The sequence below is a fragment of the Amycolatopsis sp. NPDC104775 genome (genome assembly GCF_055583325.1).
The window spans coordinates 1,695,487-1,714,265 of the sequence record NZ_JBVJOE010000001.1 but is presented as its reverse complement, the minus strand read 5'-3'; the positions used below and the strand labels follow the sequence as shown (position 1 = coordinate 1,714,265).

Sequence of the window (18,779 nt, the reverse complement as noted above, 5' to 3'; positions counted from 1 at the left end):
CCCCTCACGGACACCTCACCGGCCGGGCAGCCGCCGCAGCAGTTTCATGCTGACCGTCATGAACCGGGCCCACATCGAGCCCGGCACTCCCTTGGGCGGGCGCAAAGCCAGGCCGCGCTGCACGGCGATCGACTGCGGTTCCGTGTACTTCAACAGGCCCTCAGCGCCGTTTCGCCGCCCGGCACCGGATTCCTTCATGCCGCCCATGGGTACCGCGACTGTTCCGAACGTTGCCGCGTAGCCCTCGTTCACGTTCACCGTGCCTGCTTTCAGGCGGGCGCCGATTTCCCAGCCTGCTCGGCCGTTTCGGGTCCATACGCTTGCGTTCAGTCCGAACGGGGTGTCGTTGGCTTGCTCGATGGCGTCGTTGACGTCGCTGAATCCGTAGATCGACACCACTGGGCCGAAGGTTTCCGAAGCGAAGGGCGTCATTCCCGGGCGTACGTCCGTCAGAACGGTCGGTTCGTAGAACAGCGGTCCGAGGTCCGGCCGTGGTCGTCCGCCGGTGAGTACTCGGGCACCCTTCGCTCGGGCGTCTTCTACGTGCGCTGACACGGTTTCCAGTTGGCTTTGCGAGGTCAGCGAGCCCATTCCGGCGTGGTAGTCCAGGGAGCCGCCGAGGCGCAGGGCTGCCGTCCGTGCCACGAATTCGCGGGTGAACTCTTCGCGGATGCTGTCGTGCACGTAGATGCGCTCCACCGAAACGCAGAGCTGGCCTGCTGACGAGAAGCATGCCGTGACCGCGCCTGCGGCGGCCTTGGCGATGTCCGCGTCTGGCAGCACGATCATCGGGTTCTTGCCGCCCAGTTCCAGCGAATAGCTAGTCAGGCGCTGGGCGATCCGGCCTGCCAGGTTCTTGCCCGTCGGGGTGGAGCCGGTGAAACACAGGTAGTCGCATTCCTCCAGCAGCGCGTCGCCGATCTGCGAGCCTCGGCCCAGCACGATCTGCCACAGCCCAGCGGGCAGTCCGGCTTCCTCGGCCAGTTCTTGCAGCCACAGCGCGGACAACGCGGTCTGGTTGTCCGGCTTCTGCACTATCGCGTTTCCGGCGACCAGTGCGGGGAAGACGTCCATCGCGGTCAGCGCGAGCGGGTAGTTCCAGGGCGAGATGATTCCGACGACACCCTTGGGGTGCCGCAGTTCGCCTGCTCGGGTCAGGCCTGGGATCACACCGGGGGCGCGTCGCGGCGACAGAATCTTCGCGCTGTGTTTGCCGTAGTAGGCCGCGACCAGTGCGGTGGCGCTGACCTCGTCGAACGCGTCGATGCGGGCCTTGCCTGCTTCGACCTGGACGAGGTCGAGGACTTCCGCCTGCCGCGCGAGAACCAGGTCGTGCAGGCGGATGAGGAACTGCTGCCGCCGGGCTACCGGCAGCGCTGCCCACTCGCGTTGGGCCTCGCGCGCGGAGGCGAACGCGGCGCGGACTTCGGCGTCGTCGGCCTGGGGGAGCGAGGCGATCGGCTGCCCGGTGAAGGGCGCGGTCATCTGCACTGGTGCGTTGTCGGCGCCGCCGGTCACGCGGGCCACCAGCGCTGCGGCGCGGGCCGCGGACGGAGCGCCTGCCACGCCGCCGACGGTCGCGGGCAGGGGCTGGCCGGTGAGGTTCGCCGGGGTCGTACTCGTCATCGAGCGCACCTTCTTCCGTGCGGGGCCGGGTGTTACCGACGAGTACACCATACCGGCGGTATGGAGACTAGTCGCCCGAATACAGCAGCACGGCGATCCGCTTCCACTCCTCCAGCAGCTGACGGCGGCGTCGCGGGTCGCCGCCCAGCTCGGCGTCCAGCGCGAGGCCGCGGGTGAGGTTCACGGTGAGCCAGAACAGCATCTCCGCACGCTCTTTCGGCAGCTCACCGGCGACTTCGCTGATGTGCCCCAGTGTCGCTCGGCCCAGCGCGCGGTCCACCGGCCGGATCGCCGCGCGCAGCTCGGGGTCGGTGCGGGCGGCCACCCACAGCTCGGTGACCGCGGTCGACAGCGTGCCCGAATAGCCCTCCCACAGCAGGTCGATCGCCGCTGCGACGCCCGACGCGCCGCCTGGCAGCGAGCCGAGCGAGGCGGCCAGCTGGGTGCGCAGCTTCGTGGTGAGGTGCTCGACCGCGGCTGCCATCAGTTCGGCCTTGGTGGCGAAGTAGTGCTGCACCGCGCCCTTCGAGACGCCTGCGCGGGTGCAGATTTCCTGCACTGACGTGCGTGAGTAGCCGATGTCGACCAGGCACTCGATCGTCGCGTCCAGCAGGGCGGTGCGCGTCTGCTCGCGGCGTTCGGCCTGGGTGCGGTGTCCCCGGGCGACCTCAGTCATCGCGGCTCCTGCTTTACCTGCCGTACGGATGGGATGTACATTCCGCTCAGAACTTACCTGCCAAGCGTCATGTTTTCCAGTTCGCGGGAGGCCCAGCCGTGCCGTTGCAGATCCAGAAGAGCTCGTGGAGCACCACCGAACTCGAAGACCTCCGGGAGCTCGCCCGGTCGTTCCTGCAGAAGGAATTCGTGCCGAACCAGGAGCGCTGGGCGGCGGAGAAGAAGCTCGACCGGGAAATCTGGACCAAGGCGGGCGAACTCGGCCTGCTGTGCCTGTCGATCCCGGAGGAATACGGCGGGGGCGGCGGCACGTTCGCGCACGAGGCCGTGCTGTACGAGGAGCAGGCCCGCGCCGGGGACAGCGCCTGGGGCGTCACTGTCCACAGTGGAATCGTCGCGCACTACATCCTGGCGTACGCGTCGGAAGAGAAGAAGCGCGAGTGGCTGCCGAAGATGGCCACCGGAGAGATGGTCGGCGCGGTCGCGATGACCGAACCGGGCACTGGTTCGGACCTGCAGAACATCAAGACCCGCGCGGTCCGCGACGGCGACCACTACGTGATCAACGGCGCGAAAACGTTCATCACCAACGGTTTCCACTCCGATCTCGTCGTGGTCGCGTGCAAGACCGACCCGGACGCCGGCGCGCAGGGCGTGTCGCTGATCGTGGTGGAGACCGACACGCCGGGCTTCCGCCGCGGCCGCGTGCTCGACAAGGTCGGGCTCAAGGGGCAGGACACCGCCGAGCTGTTCTTCGACGACGTCCGCGTGCCCGCCGCCAACCTGCTCGGCGACGCCGAGGGCCAGGGCTTCATCCAGCTGATGCTGCAGCTGCCGCAGGAACGGCTGATCATCGCCGTGACCGCGGTGGCCGGGCTCGAAGCCGCGGTGAACCTGACCATCGACTACACCAAGGAACGCACGGCGTTCGGCCGCCCGATCTTCAACTTCCAGAACACGAAGTTCAAGCTCGCCGAGGCGGCGACGGAAGCCGCGGTGTCGCGCGCGTTCCTCGACCAGTGCATCGAACGGCATCTGCGCGGCGAACTCGACGTGCAGGGCGCGGCGATGGCGAAGCTGTGGACCACGGAGCGGGTGAACAAGGTCGTGGACGACTGCCTGCAGCTGTTCGGCGGCTACGGCTACATGACCGAATACCCGATCGCGCGGGCCTGGGCGGACGTGCGGATCTCGCGGATCTTCGGCGGCACCAGCGAAATCATGAAGGAAATCATCTCCCGCACGCTCTGAATCTCCCCAGCTGCCGCCCCGCCGCCACCCTCAACGGAGCGGCTGCGCCGCAGGTGTCCGACGGAGAAAGGATTTTCCCGTGAAACAAGGTCCGCTCGCCGGGCTGCGGGTGGTGGAGCTGGCCGGGCTCGCGCCGGCTCCGTTCGCCTGCATGATCCTGGCCGACCTCGGCGCGGACGTGGTCCGCGTCGACCGCGCCACCCCGGGCGCCGACGTGCTCGGCATCCCGAACGACCCGCTCGCCCGCGGCAGGCGGTCGATCGGGGTGAACACGAAAACGCCCGAGGGCGTCGAACTGGTGCTGAAACTGGCCGAACGCGCCGACGTGCTGATCGAAGGCTTCCGCCCGGGGGTCGCGGAACGGATGGGCATCGGGCCGGAGCAGGTGCACGCCCGCAACCCGCGGCTCGTGTACGGCCGGATGACCGGCTGGGGCCAGGACGGCCCCCTCGCGTCGGCGGCCGGGCACGACATCAACTACATCGGCGTCGCCGGTGCGCTCGACCCGATCGGCCGCGCGGGCGAACGTCCGGTGCCCCCGCTCAACCTGGTCGGCGACTTCGGCGGAGGCGGCCTGATGCTCGCGATGGGTGTGCTGGCCGCACTGCACGAGCGCACGACGTCCGGGCGCGGGCAGGTCGTGGACGCGTCGATGGTCGAAGGCGCGGCGCTGCTGACCACGAGCCTGCACGGGATGCGCGCGGCCGGCGTGTGGCCGGGGGAGCGCGGCGAAAACCTGCTCGACGGCGGTGCCCCGTTCTACGACACCTACGAGACGGCGGACGGCAAATACGTCGCCATCGGCGCGATCGAGATGCGGTTCTGGGCCGATCTGGTCAAGGTGCTCGGGCTGGAGAACGAAGACCTGCCCCTGCACGTCGACCAGAGCCAATGGCCGCGGCTGCGGAAGATCCTGGAGGAAGCGGTCGGCCGGTTCACGCGCGACGAACTGGTCGCGCGGGCGGACGGCACCGACGCGTGTCTCACCGCCGTGCTTTCGCCGTGGGAGGCCGCCGAGCATCCGCAGAACGCGGCGCGCGGGACGTTCGTGGACATCGGCGGCACGGTGCAGCCCGCCCCGGCGCCGCGATTCGACCGGACGCCCGCCGCCACGCCGGAAGCTCCGCACGAGAAGGGCGCGGACACCGCGGAAGTGCTGGCGGAGCTGGGTTACGACGCCGCGGGCGTCACGGCGCTGCAGGAGGCCGGAGCGATCGGCTGAACGCTCACAACGGCAGATCGGCGCGGACCGGTCGGCAGGGCGGCATTCGCGCGGGGCTGATCGCTCCGTGCGAATGCCCGCCCGAGCCGTTAGGCCGGTCGGCGCGGACGAGGCTGTTCGCGCCGATCTGCCGCCGCGAACACCGTCACAGCGGCAGATCGGAACGGATCACCGAGTAGAGGATGTGATCGCGCCACTGCCCGTCGCGGAAGTCGAACCCGCGGAGAATCCCTTCGCGGGTGAACCCGGCCTTCTCCAATGAACGCTGTCCGGCCCGGTTCCCGACCTCGGTGCTGGCCTCGACGCGGTTGAACTGCGTGTGCGCGAACAGGTAGCGCACGAGTTCCCGCTGCGCCTGCGCGCCGAGGCCGTGTCCGCGCGCCTCCGGCAGCAGGACCATGCCGATGTTCCAGCAGTAGGTGTGCGGGCCGGTCCGCGTGCGATGCCAGGACACGAGCCCGAGCGCGCGTTCGTCGAGCGTGGGGACGAGCATGCCGTTGTCGGTGGTCAGCATGCCGTTTTCGCGCCAGAGCCGGCCGAGGTAGCCGGGGTCGTGCCAGCCGAACCACTGGTGCTCGCCGACCGTTTCCGGGTCGTTGGTCAGCGCCTCCAGCAGACCGAGATCGGACTCGCGCACCGGGCGGAGAGTCACTGCGCCGTCGTCCATCGCCGGAGCGTACCGGGGGCGCCCGCCGGACCCCGTTCACCCGATGGTGACCGGGGTCACCCGGCCGTGAGCCTTCTGGCTGGGATCCGGGCCTGCGACGGGCCATCCCGGCGGGTCGTCATTAGAGTGGGAACCGACTCTGCCGAGGCGGGGCCGGCTCCCGACCGGGCGCCGGGGGAGCGGAGGGGACGAAACCATGTCGAGCGGCCTGAAGAAGATCATCGTCGTCGGAGTGGTCGCGCTCGTGCTGTTCTTCCTGATCACGCAGCCCACCAACTCCGCGGCCTTCGTGCACCGCGTGCTCGGCGGCCTCAAGGAGGGCGCCGAAGCGATCGTCACCTTCTTCAAGAGCCTTTTCGCCTGACCCGGGTTTCTCGCTCGCCGGGCCGCTTCCGCGCGCCGTCCGGCCAACTAGTCACGCATCGTCACCGGATCCCGGGATTCGGGCACTTCGCTCGACCATCCGGGTGGATTGGCCCCTGAAATCGCCTGGTCACGGAATTTCCGGGGTCCGGGGTATGGCGGAGAAAGCAGGTGCCGCCCTACGGTGCTCACATTGCGTGATCAGCCGGTTCTCCGGTCCCCCGGGAACCGGGTCACGGCGGGTATTCGGCCCGGTCACGCGTGGGGAGCCAATCGTGGACGCGCAACGGGGCAGGCGGTCGAAACGCCTGCCCGTCGGGGACCGATGAGGAGGCAGGGATGACCGGAGATCCCGGAGTGGACGCGTTGATCCGGCAGTGGTCGGCCGAGCGCGAGAAGACCCCTGAGGAGCAGGAGGTCGACCGCATCGCCTCGGCCTGGCTGGCCGACGCGCCGGCCGCTCCGCCCGGCATCCCCGGCCAGCGCGCCCGGTCCGGACCCGCCCGCTGGGCCCCGGTCGAGGCCGCCGACCCCGGCTACCTCGACGCGATGCGCGCCCGGCTGCCGGAGGTCCCGGAAGAACTGCTCGTCGCCGCCGCCGGCTGGTGGCAGATGGTGGGCGACGTCGCCGAAGCGCAGCAGTGGTGGGACGCCGGGATCAGCCCGCTGGACCAGCGAGCCCTGGACTACCGGGCGGCCGGTCTCGCGCCGTCCGACCTGGCCCGGCGGCTCGGCCCGATGACCGTGCTGCAGCACCTCCGCCGCGGCAGCGCGCCCGCGTGGTGCGTCGCGCGGTTGGCACGGCAGCAGAAGCCTGCCTGATCGTTCGCTGGACCGGGGTGTTCTCCGCCTGGAAGCCTGTTTGACAGCTGTGTTGCCTGGTCGGTGAATCGGCCAGGCAACACGGCGAAGCGGCTGGCCGGGCCTCGCTCTCTCCTTCGCCGCTCAGGTTCGCGAGCACGCTGATTCTTCGGCGAGGCCGCGGACTAGGCGAGGTCAGATGCCGATTGCCGACCTGGCGTCAGGAGTTGCTGAGCCAGGTTCGCACGAAGAATCCGAGCGCTGCGTCGAACTGGTCGGCGGCAGTCCACGCGCTGACCGCGTCGCTGCGGGCTGAGCGCGATTAAGGCGCTCACCAGGCGGGTTATGGCGCGTTGGAGCGCTTTCCCCCGAGCGACGTCGTCGCGGGCCAAGTGCTGCAGCAGCTTGCGCCGACCTCGACAGTTTTCATCGCGGCGTGAACGAGCTGCGACACCGGCTGGACAGCCTCGTCCGGGCCACGAACAGGACAAATGACTCGTCGGCGAAAGGTCTGCGGGCAAGCTGCGAGTTGCTTTGTGCCGCGTCGGCCGTCCACCTGACGGAACCTCGACTACCCGGCCGGGTGAACCGGCGTGGCGGGGCCCATGGCGATGTGCGCGTAACGCTAACCTGCGCGGGCTCGTTGTGTGTTGCGAACCCCAAGCCATGCTGGAGGACCGGAGTTTCGTGCCCGCCACCGGACAGACCCCCGACACCGCGCCGACCGGGGACGAGACCGCGGCTCCCGCTGCCGCCCCCTCGCCCGCCCGTCGCGGCCACGGCGCCGCGCTCGCGGTGCGGCTCGCCGTCGTCGTCGCGGTGCTCGCGGTCGCGGGCGGCGGGGTCTGGATCGTCACCAGGGCGGCCGCCCCGGAAGCCAGTCCCACCACGACGGACATCCCGGCGCTGAGCGTCAAGGCGGTCGACGTCAAACCCGGTTCGATCGCGCCGGTCAACGCCGTCGTCGCGGGCGGGGCGGCGGACCAGGGCACCGCGCCGCAGTCGGCGCGCCCCACCGGCGGCGACCCGCTGCAGGCCTGGGCGGACAAGGTCGCGCCGGTCACCGGCATCCCGGCCCGTGCGGTGCGCGCGTACGGCAACGCGGAACTCGCGATGCGCGAGGTCGACCGAGGCTGCCACATCTCCTGGGCGACCCTCGCCGGCATCGGCCGCATCGAGTCCAACCACGGCCAGTACGGCGGAGCGGTCCTCGGCGCGGACGGCCGCCCCTCGAAGCCGATCATCGGCGTCCCGCTCGACGGCTCCTCCGGCGTCCGCGCGATCAGCGACACCGACGGCGGCCAGCTCGACGGCGACCCGGTCGCCGACCGCGCGGTCGGCCCCATGCAGTTCATCCCGGGCACCTGGCGGAAATGGGCCTCCGACGCCACCGGCGACGGCCGCGCCGACCCGCAGCAGATCGACGACGCCGCCCTCACCGCCGCGCGCTACCTGTGCGCGGGCGGCCGCGACATGGCCAGCCCGGCGGGCTGGTGGGCGGGGATCCTGTCGTACAACAACTCGACGGAGTACGCGCAGAAGGTCTTCGGCCTGGCCGACGGCTACGCGAAGGCGGCGCAGAAGGTGCAAGCGGGCTGACGCCCGAGCCTTCGCCGCACGTCGCCGCTGCTTCCCCGGCCCGGTCGTGAGGGGGACCTTCACGGACAGGGCTTCCCTCAAGGTCCCCGGTCACGACCTCGCCCGGCGGTTGACCGCGCCGGGCAGGGGCAGCCGGGGCTCAACGGCGTGTGGGAGAACAGGACAGCGCCCTGCTGCCCGGGCGAGCAGGGGAGCGCCGGGTGGGCCTTGGTCACGGCCTCTCCTGCCGCACTCTGATGTGGCATTGGGGCGGTTGACCGAGCCGGGCAACCGCCGTCCGGACTCAGCGGCGTGCGGGAGAACAAGACAGCGCCCTGCTGCCCGGGCGAGCAGCGGAGCGCCGGTGTGCCTCGGTCGCGACCTCGCCCGCCGCACCCCGATGTGGCATGAGGCGGCTGACCGCGCCAGGTGGGGCCCCGGTCACGACCTCGCCGCCTCTCAGCAACGCGTTCCCCGGCCAGTGCTAGCGTCGATACCGTGCCCGCAGATCCCGGCCCGGCCGTGTCCCCGCTCGGGCGACGGCTCCTGATCGTCGCCACGAGCGTCGTGAGCCTGGCGCTGTGCTGCGGGCTGGCCTGGTGGCAGTGGGACCGGTTCACGTCCGCCACCGGCACCTTCCAGAACCTCGGCTACGTGCTGCAATGGCCGCTCTTCGGGCTGTTCCCCGCGTTCATGTTCTGGCGCATCAAGAAGCTGCGCGAACGCGAGGAGCAAGCCGCCGGGCAAGGCGAGCAGGCGGCACCCGCCCCGGCGCCGGTCCGCGTGCCCGCACCGCGACCGGCCGCGGCCGTCGACGAAGAAGACGACGAGCTCGCCGCCTACAACCGCTACCTGCGCGAGCTCAACGCCCGCGACCAGCAGTCCTGAACGCCCGCGGAAGTGAGGACGCTCCCATGACGACCAGCACCGACGGTGCCGCCCCCGCTCGCCAGTCGAAGGTGTCCGGCTCGCTGACCCGGTTCCGGGCCAGCGCGTACGTGACCGGTGTCGGCCTGCTCGCCCTGTGCGCCACGATGATCATCGAGTACGGCTTCGGCAACGCCACGCCCGCTCAGGTGTACTCGCCGATCCACGGCGTGCTCTACATGATCTACCTGGTGCTCACCATCGACCTCGCGATCAAGGCCCGCTGGTCGATCAAGAGCACCGTCCTGGTGCTGCTGGCCGGATGCGTCCCGTTCGTGTCCTTCGTCGTCGAGCGCCGGGTGACCCACCGCGTGCAGGCTGGCCGCGACATCTTCTGAGCAGCGAAAAAACCGCGGCACCCGAAAACTCGGGGCCGCGGTTTTTTCGTGCCAGGGGGTCAGGAACCGAAGCCGATGCCGGTCAGCGACCGGACCTCCATCTCCGCGTGCTTGGCCGGATCGCTCTTCGAGCGGCCGACGAACGTGCCGATCGCACCGCACAGGAACGACACCGGGATCGACACCAGGCCCGGGTTCTTCAACGGGAACCAGTGGAAGTCGACGCTCGGGAAGATCGAGTCCGAAGCGCCCGACACCACCGGCGAGAACAGCACCAGCACGACGCAGGCGATGAGCCCGCCGTAGATGCTCCATAGCGTCCCGGTGGTGTTGAACCGTTTCCAGAACAGCGAGTACAGCAGGGTCGACAGGTTCGCCGACGCCGCCACCGCGAGCGCGAGCGCCACGAGGAACGCGATGTTCTGGCCGTTGGCGAGGATGCCGCCGACGATGGCGAACACGCCGATCACGACCGCGGTCAGCCGGGCGACCCGGACCTCGTCCTCTGGATCCGCCTTGCCGCGCTTCATGACGTTCGCGTACACGTCATGCGCGAACGAGGCGGACGCGGTCAGCGTCAGCCCGGCCACCACGGCGAGGATCGTCGCGAACGCGACCGCCGAGATGATGCCGAGCAGCACCGTGCCGCCGACGTGCAGGGCCAGCAGCGGCGCGGCCGAGTTCTCGCCGCCGGGCGCGGCCTTGATCTCGTCGGGGCCGACGATCGCCGCCGCGCCGAAACCGATCACCAGCGTGCACAGGTAGAACACGAACATGCACGCGGTCGCCCACACCACCGAGCGGCGCGCCTCGCGGGCGTTCGGCACGGTGTAGAAGCGCATCAGCACGTGCGGCAGCGAAGCGACGCCGAGCACCAGGGCCAGCGAAAGCGACACGAAGTCGAGCTTCGTGGTCCCGTTCTTGCCGTAGGAACCGCCAGGGGAGAGCAGGTCCTTGCCCATCGGGCTGTGGTCGGCGGCCGCGCGCAGCAGGTTCGAGAAGTTGAAGCCGTACTTGCCCATCAGGAACACCGTGATCAGCGAGGCCGCGGTGAGCAGGATGGTGGCCTTGATGATCTGCACCCAGGTGGTGCCTTTCATGCCGCCGAGCAGCACGTAGGAGATCATCACCAGCCCGACCACGGTGATCACCAGCGCCTGGCCCCACTTGGAGTGGACGTCCAGCAGCAGGGCGACCAGGCCGCCCGCGCCCGCCATCTGCGCGAGCATGTAGAAGAAGGAGATCACCAGCGTCGAGGTGGCCGACGCGGCGCGCACCGGACGCTGCTTCATCCGGAAGCTGAGCACGTCGCCCATCGTGAAGCGGCCGGTGTTGCGCAGCAGCTCCGCGAGCAGCAGCAGGTCGACGAGCCACGCGACGAGGAAGCCGATGGAGTAGAGGAAGCCGTCGTAGCCGTTGATCGCGATCGCGCCGGCGATGCCGAGGAACGACGCCGCGGACAGGAAGTCGCCGGACAGCGCGACGCCGTTCTGCCTGCCGGTGAAGGCGCTGTCGGCGGTGTAGTAGCCGGACGTGGACGAGCGGCGGTTGCCCGCGCGGTAGACCACGTAGAGGGTGATCGCGACGAACAGCGCGAACACCCCGGTGTTGATCAGCGGGTTGCTCGCCGAAACTCCTTCGGCGAGCGAAGCGGTAGTCACTGAGGTTTTCCTTCCGGGACAGCGGCGGCCTGCGCGCGGATCTCGGCGGCGCGCGGGTCCATCTCGCGGTCGGCGAAGCGGACGTACAGCGCGGTGATGACCGCGGTGGTGACGAACTGGCCGAGGCCGAGCAGCATGCCGACGTTGACCAGTCCGAAGACCGGCGTGCTCATGAACTCGCCCGCGTAGGCGGCGAGCACGACGTAGACGAGGTACCAGGCGAAGAACCCGATGCTCATCGGGAACACGAACCGGCGGAAGCGGCCGCGCAGCGAGCGGAACTGGGGGCTGCGCTGGATCTGCTCGTAGTCCGGACCGGGCTTGCGGCGCCTGCCGCGCGGGGCGGCGCCGCCTCCTTCGCGGTCGAACAGCGCGGGCATCTGGCCGGTGTCCTCGGCCGAGGCGGCCGGCCCGGTGGTGCGCGCGACGTTGTGCATGGCTGCCTCCGGCAACTTGCGCGGTGGATGGCGGCGGGCAGTGCTCGGGAAAGCGCCCGGATCGCCCTTGCGGACTGGGAGGCGGCCATAGTAACGACGGCGCCGGAACGCGGAAAAAGCCGGTTCGGGAGGGCGCCGGAAATTCCTTTTCGCCCGGGAAATAGCGCGAAACGGCGCGTCCGGGCAGATCACAGGCTGATCACTCGGAATAGTGAGCGCCGATGTCACGGAAAGTCGCCGGTTTTCGCCGGGTTGCGGCAGATGGCGGAGTGACGGGGCCGGTCAAGATCCATTACGGTGACCGGTCGTAGCCGCCGGGCGGGGCGGCCGCTCCGTTTCGGCGGGCAGGCCGGCTTCCGGGCGGGGATTCCCAGGCTGGGAAGGGAGGCTGGCAAAAATCACCGGGTCGAGCGGCGCGTCGCTGCATCTCCACAACATCGGGTTCAACTTCCGGGGGCGCCCACCCGATGGGGGCACGGAGCGTAGTCCCATCGAGGGTGCTGCTTACCCTGTGTGGGCTAATCGGGTGACGGCCGGACGCCGGAGCCGAGAGCGCCGGGTAACCGGAATTCCCGTGCCGGGCGTTCCGTGCCGAATCCCCGGCTCCGAGTTTGTCCGGGCCGCCTATTTTCCCAGGTCAGCACCCCGATGCGGAACGCAATAACACCGGCGGCGATTGGTGTACGATTCTTTGGCCCCAGCCGCCCGCAGCGATCGATAAGGCACAGACAAGTTGATCTCGACCACCGCCGTGCAGTCCGCAAGTTGCGTCGTGCACGTGCATAGTCCCGGGAAGCCGATCGTCTCCCGGGCCGGTGACGGATCGGCCCGGTCGTGTCCCGCGATCGGACGCGCGGGCAGGCGGACCGCGGCATTCCGCGCCGGGAGCGCACTGCGCACCGGGAGCGCGGAGAGCCGAGGGGACCGCCGACGGGCCGCCACGACGCCGGACAGGGAGTCACTTTCGTGACCGTTGCAGGAGAAGGCCAAGTGCCTGTGGAGAAGCTGCTCGGCCGCCCGCCCAAGCGGCCGCGCTGGTCGTCGGGCTGGCGCGCGGCGTTGCGCTGGCGGGACTGGAGCCTGCCGGTCAAGCTGTCCGCGGTCACCATCGTCCCCATCGTGCTCGCGCTCGTCCTCGGCATCACCGCCATCGCGGGCCAGGTCTCGCGGTCGAGCGACTACCAGCGGATCGACCGGCTCGTCGCGCTGAGCACCCAGCTGCGCGCGCTCACCGACGGGCTGCAGCGCGAACGCACCCAGACCGCCGCCCAGCTCATCGCGGGCACCTCGGGCGTCACCCCCGAACTGAAGGCCGCCCGCGCGGCCACCGACGCGGCGGTCGCGCCGTTCACCGAGGCGGCCGCCCGGGTCGGGGCCGACGGCTCGAGCGTGTCCGGCGCGGTGAACTCGGCGACCGCGCAGGTCAACGAGATCGCGGTGATCCGCCAGCAGGTCGGGGCGGGCCTGCTGAACGCGGCCGAGGCGGTCGGCGACTACAACGCCGTCACCACCGCGCTGATCGGAGCCGACACCGCGGTGTCGGCGGGCGCGAGCGCCGACGCGCTCGGCAGCACCCCGAGCGCGCTGCACGACCTCGAAGCCGCCAAAGAACAGGTGTCGGTCACCCAATCCCTGGTGGCCTACGGCATCTCGGCGGGCACGCTGACCCCGCAACAGCTGAGCGACGTGCGCGACGCGGAACTGCGGTTCGACGACCGGGTCGCCGACTTCAACGCCGCCGCCACCGCACCGCAGCGGCTCGACTTCGAGAGCACGATCAAGCCGGACACCTCCTACGACCGCAAGCGGATGCTCGGCACCGTGCTCGGCGGGCAGGGCGTCTCCACCGACGACGCGCTCAAGCGGCTCTCGGCCCAGGAGTGGAACAACGCCTCGAACGCGGTGACCGCGCAGCTGGCCGACGTCTCCGGCCGGATCAGCGCCGACCTCACCGCGGCGTCGTCCCAGCTGGTCGAGGACGCAGGCAGCAGCGCCGGTCTGCTGGCCGTGCTGCTGTTCGCGGCGCTCGCCGCGGCCGCCGCGGTCGTGTTCGTCATCGCCCGCCAGCTGTTGCGCTCGCTGAAAGTCCTGCGGCGCTCGGCGCTGGAGGTCGCGGAGAAGGACCTGCCCGAGGCGGTCCGCAACATCCAGGAGGGCCGCGCGCAGAGCGTCGAGGTCGAGCCGGTGCCCCTCCAGGTGCAGGACGAGGTCGGCGAGGTCGCGCGGGCGTTCGAGAAGGTGCACAGCCAGGCGTTGAAGCTGGCGACCGAACAGGCCGCCATGCGCGCCGGCTACTCCAGCGTGTTCGTCAACCTGTCGCGGCGCAGCCAGAGCCTCGTGCAGCGGCAGCTGCAGCTGATCGAGCGGCTGGAGCGCGACGAGGAGGACGCCGACCAGCTCGCCACGCTGTTCCAGCTCGACCACCTCGCCACCCGGATGCGGCGCAACAACGAGAACCTGATGGTCCTCTCCGGCGCCGAGCCGGGCCGCCGTTCCGGGCAGCCGGTCGCCACGCACGACGTGCTGCGCGCCGCGGTGTCGGAAATCGAGCAGTACCAACGGGTTTCGGTGCAGCACCCGCCCGCGGTGAAGATCGTCGGGTTCGCCGCCAGCGACGTCCAGCGGCTCATCGCGGAGCTGCTGGACAACGCGACCGCGTTCTCCGCGCCGGAAACCCAGGTGACGGTCGCGACGCGGCTCGCCGAGGACGGTTCGCTCAACGTCGACATCCTCGACAAGGGCATCGGCATGAACGAGTACGAGGTGGTGGAGGCCAACGGCCGCCTCACCGACTCGGGCTCGGTCGACCTCGCGACCTCGCGCCGGATGGGCCTGTTCGTGGTCGGCCGCCTCGCCGGCCGCCACCGCATCGGCGTTTCGCTGCACGGCGGCAAGGACATCGTCGGCGTCCGGGCCACCGTGGTGGTGCCGCCGGAACTGGTGATGACCGGGCTGGCCACGATACCGGGCGACCGGTCCGAACCCGGGCAGCTGCCCGGTCCCCAGGCGAGCCTCGCCGCCCCGCCCGCCGCGCCGGGCGGACTGCCGCGGCGCCAGCGTCCGGCCAACGGATCGGCCGTGCCGGGTCTCGTCCCGCAGCAGGGCACCTCCGACGAGACGCAGCGCTGGCCCTCGGCGGGCGATCTCGCGGGCTTCTCCGGCGACCAGGTCGCGCGTCCGCCGTCCGACCTCGAGGTCTCCGGCACCGCGCTGTTCAGCCCGATCCCGCGCGACGACGAGACGCCCGCCCCGGCTCCGAAGCTGCCGCAGACCTTCGACGTCCCGCCGCCTCGGCCGGAGCCCGAACCGGAGCCGTCCGCGGAAACCCGCGACGAGCGCGACGGCGAACTGCCCTCGGGCAAGGACCTTTTCTCCGCGGCCAACGCGACGACGCTGAGCGACTGGTGGAACCAGGCCGCACAGCAGGTTCCGGAGGTCCCGCCGCCGTCCGCGGCCGAGACGACGATCGAGAACACGCCGATCTTCGACGAGATGCTGTCGGCCTGGTTCCGTTCGCCCGCGCAGCCGCCCGCCGCCGCGTCCGCGTCCGGCAAAGCCGCCGCGGAACCGGAAGCGGAGACCGAACAGCAGCAGCGGAACTGGGATTTCGCGAGCGACGAAAACTGGCGGACGGTGCAGGCACTGTCCCAAGTGGAGCCGACCGCGTTCACCAAGTCGGGCCTGCCCCGCCGGCGTCGCGGCGAACAGCTCATGCCGGGCAGCGCCACGCCGGAACCGGCGGCTCCCGCGGCCGAAACGCCGAGCAGCGGTCCCCAGGGCCTGCTGGACCTCCCGGTCCGCGACCCGGCGGACGTGCGGGGCCGGCTGAACAGCTTCCAGCGCGGCGTCACCCGCGGCCGCCAGGAGGTTCGCGGGACCGCGGCGGAAACTACTGGCAGCACTGCGGATTCGAACGCCACGGACACCTCGAGCACGACGCAGGAGCGGGCGCGCGCTCACGACGCGGCGCTCCGGCGGCGGCAGACGGTCGCGGGCGCGTTCGGCGTTCCCGCGGACCAGAACCGTCCCGGCGGGATGCCGCAGCGCACCGCGGGTTCGGCCTCCCTGTTCGGCGGGACGGACGCGCCCGCCGGGTTCGGCGGACGGCCCGCGGACGCGGACTCGCCGGACGAGACCGCTCCCGTCCCGGCCGTGCCCCCGGCGTTCGACCCGGACGGCGGCTGGCCCCGCCAGGAACCCGCCGCGCGCACGGAACTGCCCGCGCCGCAACCGAACCGGACCGTGCGGCCGGACAAGCCGGACAGCCTGCCGACCCGGCGCAAGGGCGCGAGCAGCCTCCCGCCCGCCCCGCCGACCGCCGACCCGAACCAGGTCCCGGCGGCCGTGGCCGGGCTCGAAGCGGCGGTCTCCGGAACCGGGCAGGCTCCCGCGGCCCAGGCTTCGGCCAACGGCCAGACCGCGGCACCGGAGAAGACGGACAGCGCGGACGCGTCGCCGGGCACGGAGCAGACTTCGTTCTGGAACAAGCCCGCCGAGAATCCGGGCCAGGCTTCGCCGTTGACGACCTGGCGCGCCGCGCAGGCTTCGGCCGCCGCGCCGAGCCAGGCGGCGGAGAAGGCGGAGCAGCCCGGCACGGAAGCGGATCAGGCTCAGGGACCGGGCCAGAAACTCCCCGGCCAGTCCGGTGCGGCGCCGGATCAGGCCCCGGCTTCGACGGCTTCGGCGCAGGGTCTTGCCGGGGGATTGGGCCAGACGCGGGTGCCCGGCCAGAGCCTCCCGGACCAGACCTCGGCTTCGGCGCAGGGTCTTGCTGGGGGATCGGGTCAGACCCGGGTTCCGGGCCAGAGCCTTCCGGGCCAGTCTGGTGCGACGCCGGACCAAGCCCCGGCCTCGACGGCTTCGGCGCAAGGGCTGGCCGGGGGACTGGGGCAGACCCGGGTGCCCGGCCAGAGCCTCCCAAGCCAGTCCGGGACTCCCGGGCAGACCGGGCTGTGGGGACAACCGCTGGCGCCGGGGCAGGCGCCGCAGTCCACCGGACCGGACGTCGCGGGGACCCCGGCGGCACCGTCGGCTCCTGCCGGTTCGGACGGTTCGGCAAGCCCCTCCACGACTCCCGCCGAAGGCGCCGCCGAGTGGAACTTCGGTTCCGACGAAGGTTGGCGGACGGTCCAGTCGGTGTCCCAGTCGGCACCCGCTTCCTTCACTTCGGCAGGATTGCCTCGGCGCCGCCGAGGAGAACAGCTACTTCCCGGCAGCGCACCGCCGCCCGCCGGGTCGGCGAGCCCCCGTCCGTCCCGCGACGCGCACGACGTGCGCGGTCGCCTGAGCAGTTTCCAGCAGGGGATCCAGCGCGGCAGGCACCGCACCGCGCAGGCCGCTGAGAAGAACCACGAAACATTGGAGGGTGAATGACCTCGCCGAATGCGGCCCAGCCGCAGCAGAACCAGTTCGGCTGGCTGGTGAACGACTTCGCCGACCGCGTCCCGGGCGTCGCGCACGCGGTCGTCGTGTCGGCCGACGGTCTCCTGCTGACGGCCTCCAACCGGCTGCCGCTCGACCGCGCCGACCAGCTCGCCGCCGTGGCGTCCGGGCTCGTCAGCCTCACCCAGGGCGCCGCCCGCTGTTTCGAGGCGGGCGCGGTGCGCGAGACCGTCGTCGAGATGGAACTCGGCATCATGGTGCTGATGTCCATCAGCGACGGCTCCTGCCTGGCGATCCTCGCCGCGCCCAACTGCGACATCGGGCAGGTCGCCTACGAGATGACGATGCTCGTCGACCGCGTCGGCCAGATCCTGACCCCCGAGCTGCGCGCGCAGCTGCAGGGAGCCGGGGGCTCGCTGATCGGCGAACCGGTGGGATGATGGCGCGATGAGCCAGGGGTCCGGATTGTTCGGCGAAGAGCCCGGTACCGGCGGCGAACCCCCGCGCGGGGAGGAGCCCGCCGCCGGGGACGACGGCACGTTCGCCGACGTCCTCAACGGGTTCAGCCTGGATTCGGGCCGCTCGCGCAGAAAACGGAAGAAGAGCGGCAAAGAAAAGAAGGAATCCCAGTCCCCAGCGCCGCCCGCCGCGGGAGCGCACGCGGCAGCGGACCCGCCGCCGGCACCCGTGCCGCCGGCCGACCAAGGAGATGGTGTGACCTCTCTCGTCTCTCCACCGGGCAGTACGGACTCCGACGGCCCCAGACCAGGCGGGCTCTTCGACCCGGGACCGCCGAGCGGCGAGTTCTCGATGCCGTCGGCGATCGTCCGGCCCGAGCGCCACGATCGGGTGGACCCGGCCGAGGAGACGTCGATCGTGCGCCCGTACGCTCTCACCGGCGGGCGCACGCGGGCGAACTACGCGCTCGAACTGGAGACTCTGATCTCCACCAAAGACCATGTCGCCGCGGGGGGCTTCCCCCAGGCGGCGGCGGAGCAGATCGAGAGCATCTCGATCATGGAGGCGTGCCGGACCCCGCGTTCGGTGGCGGAGATCGCCGCGGTGCTGTCGGTGCCGCTGGGGGTGGCGAGGGTGCTGATCAGCGACGCGGCCGACGCCGGCCTCGTCACCGTGCACCGGACGATCTCGGGCCAGGACGGCGCCGAAGCACACTTGATGTTGATGGAAAGGGTTTTGAGTGGACTCCGTCGGCTTTAAGGCACCGCGGGAAACCGCACCCCCGACCATGACATCGGCGAAGATCGTGGTGGCGGGCGGCTTCGGAGCGGGCAAGACGACCTTCGTGGGCTCGGTGTCGGAAATCGTTCCGCTCACCACCGAGGCGATGATGACCGACGCCAGCCGGGGCATCGACAACCTCGACCAGACCCCGTACAAGACGACCACCACGGTCGCCATGGACTTCGGCCGCGTCTCCCTCGACGCGGACCTGATCCTCTACCTGTTCGGCACGCCCGGGCAGCAGCGGTTCTGGTTCATGTGGGACGACCTGGTGCGCGGCGCCATCGGAGCGGTCGTGCTCGCCGACACCCGCCGGCTGGCGGACTCGTTCGCGCCGATCGACTTCTTCGAAGACCGCGGGCTGCCCTACATCGTCGGGGTGAACACGTTCGACGGCGTGCTGGAGCACGACATCAACGACGTGCGCGAGGCGTTGTCGATCGACGCGAGCATCCCGATCGTCCGGTGCGACGCCCGGGAGCGGGAATCGACGAAGCAGACGCTGATCACGCTGGTCGAGTACGCGATGCGGCAGTGGATCGCGTTGCGCGCGGCGAAAGCGCACCAGTAAGCGGAAACCGGGTCACGGTTGGGGTGACCCGGTTTTTC

At 70.8% G+C, this 18,779-nt stretch carries 16 protein-coding genes; 11 read left to right on the top strand and 5 right to left on the bottom strand.

Annotated features, from left to right (window positions below):
- Positions 1-15: 15 nt before the first annotated feature.
- Positions 16-1,626: a succinic semialdehyde dehydrogenase gene (locus ACZ63D_RS07565; RefSeq protein WP_465353438.1), complete on the bottom strand. Its 1,611-nt coding sequence runs from the start codon at positions 1,624-1,626 to the stop codon at positions 16-18.
- A 67-nt stretch (positions 1,627-1,693) separates the two neighbouring features.
- Positions 1,694-2,302 (bottom strand): TetR/AcrR family transcriptional regulator, encoded by a 609-nt coding sequence (locus ACZ63D_RS07560; RefSeq protein WP_465353437.1) that lies wholly within the window; start codon positions 2,300-2,302, stop codon positions 1,694-1,696.
- 98 nt (positions 2,303-2,400) lie between these two features.
- On the opposite strand from ACZ63D_RS07560, the gene ACZ63D_RS07555 reads away from it, so the two are divergent.
- On the top strand, positions 2,401-3,552 hold the full coding sequence (locus tag ACZ63D_RS07555) for an acyl-CoA dehydrogenase family protein (protein ID WP_037809891.1): 1,152 nt from the start codon (positions 2,401-2,403) through the stop codon (positions 3,550-3,552).
- A 79-nt stretch (positions 3,553-3,631) separates the two neighbouring features.
- Positions 3,632-4,774: a CaiB/BaiF CoA transferase family protein gene (locus ACZ63D_RS07550; RefSeq protein WP_465353436.1), complete on the top strand. Its 1,143-nt coding sequence runs from the start codon at positions 3,632-3,634 to the stop codon at positions 4,772-4,774.
- A 145-nt stretch (positions 4,775-4,919) separates the two neighbouring features.
- Here the strand turns inward: ACZ63D_RS07550 and ACZ63D_RS07545 are convergent, their stop codons facing one another.
- A complete protein-coding gene (locus ACZ63D_RS07545) occupies positions 4,920-5,441 on the bottom strand; it encodes a GNAT family N-acetyltransferase (protein ID WP_465353435.1) in 522 nt (173 codons plus the stop codon).
- A 196-nt stretch (positions 5,442-5,637) separates the two neighbouring features.
- On the opposite strand from ACZ63D_RS07545, the gene ACZ63D_RS07540 reads away from it, so the two are divergent.
- The 5 genes from ACZ63D_RS07540 (at position 5,638) to ACZ63D_RS07520 (ending at position 9,448) form a co-directional block, all read left to right on the top strand.
- Positions 5,638-5,805, top strand: coding sequence for a hypothetical protein (locus ACZ63D_RS07540; protein ID WP_465353434.1), 168 nt, complete (start codon positions 5,638-5,640; stop codon positions 5,803-5,805).
- Between the two features lie 338 nt (positions 5,806-6,143).
- Positions 6,144-6,626: a hypothetical protein gene (locus tag ACZ63D_RS07535; protein ID WP_037713183.1), complete on the top strand. Its 483-nt coding sequence runs from the start codon at positions 6,144-6,146 to the stop codon at positions 6,624-6,626.
- A gap of 645 nt (positions 6,627-7,271) precedes the next feature.
- Positions 7,272-8,204 carry a lytic transglycosylase domain-containing protein gene (locus ACZ63D_RS07530; protein WP_465353433.1) on the top strand — a complete coding sequence of 311 codons (933 nt, stop codon included), beginning with the start codon at positions 7,272-7,274 and terminating at the stop codon, positions 8,202-8,204.
- Between the two features lie 501 nt (positions 8,205-8,705).
- Positions 8,706-9,071 carry a hypothetical protein gene (locus ACZ63D_RS07525; protein ID WP_465353720.1) on the top strand — a complete coding sequence of 122 codons (366 nt, stop codon included), beginning with the start codon at positions 8,706-8,708 and terminating at the stop codon, positions 9,069-9,071.
- A gap of 26 nt (positions 9,072-9,097) precedes the next feature.
- Positions 9,098-9,448 carry a DUF3817 domain-containing protein gene (locus tag ACZ63D_RS07520; protein WP_465353432.1) on the top strand — a complete coding sequence of 117 codons (351 nt, stop codon included), beginning with the start codon at positions 9,098-9,100 and terminating at the stop codon, positions 9,446-9,448.
- A gap of 59 nt (positions 9,449-9,507) precedes the next feature.
- On the opposite strand, the gene ACZ63D_RS07515 is transcribed toward ACZ63D_RS07520, so the two are convergent.
- Positions 9,508-11,109 carry a solute symporter family protein gene (locus tag ACZ63D_RS07515; RefSeq protein ID WP_465353431.1) on the bottom strand — a complete coding sequence of 534 codons (1,602 nt, stop codon included), beginning with the start codon at positions 11,107-11,109 and terminating at the stop codon, positions 9,508-9,510.
- Positions 11,106-11,546 carry a DUF485 domain-containing protein gene (locus tag ACZ63D_RS07510; RefSeq protein WP_465353430.1) on the bottom strand — a complete coding sequence of 147 codons (441 nt, stop codon included), beginning with the start codon at positions 11,544-11,546 and terminating at the stop codon, positions 11,106-11,108. The genes ACZ63D_RS07515 and ACZ63D_RS07510 overlap by 4 nt, the downstream gene beginning before the upstream one ends.
- Before the next feature lie 990 nt (positions 11,547-12,536).
- On the opposite strand from ACZ63D_RS07510, the gene ACZ63D_RS07505 reads away from it, so the two are divergent.
- The 4 genes from ACZ63D_RS07505 to ACZ63D_RS07490 are packed head-to-tail and all read left to right on the top strand — an operon-like array spanning position 12,537 to position 18,741.
- Positions 12,537-16,919, top strand: coding sequence for a sensor histidine kinase (locus tag ACZ63D_RS07505; protein ID WP_465353719.1), 4,383 nt, complete (start codon positions 12,537-12,539; stop codon positions 16,917-16,919).
- Entirely contained in the window at positions 16,916-17,368 is a 453-nt protein-coding gene (locus ACZ63D_RS07500) for a roadblock/LC7 domain-containing protein (protein WP_009075317.1), read from the top strand. Before ACZ63D_RS07505 ends, ACZ63D_RS07500 begins: the two co-directional genes overlap by 4 nt.
- 7 nt (positions 17,369-17,375) lie before the next feature.
- A complete protein-coding gene (locus ACZ63D_RS07495; RefSeq protein WP_465353429.1) occupies positions 17,376-18,146 on the top strand; it encodes a DUF742 domain-containing protein in 771 nt (256 codons plus the stop codon).
- Positions 18,127-18,741: a GTP-binding protein gene (locus tag ACZ63D_RS07490; RefSeq protein ID WP_081654960.1), complete on the top strand. Its 615-nt coding sequence runs from the start codon at positions 18,127-18,129 to the stop codon at positions 18,739-18,741. Before ACZ63D_RS07495 ends, ACZ63D_RS07490 begins: the two co-directional genes overlap by 20 nt.
- The last annotated feature ends 38 nt before the right edge of the window (positions 18,742-18,779 follow it).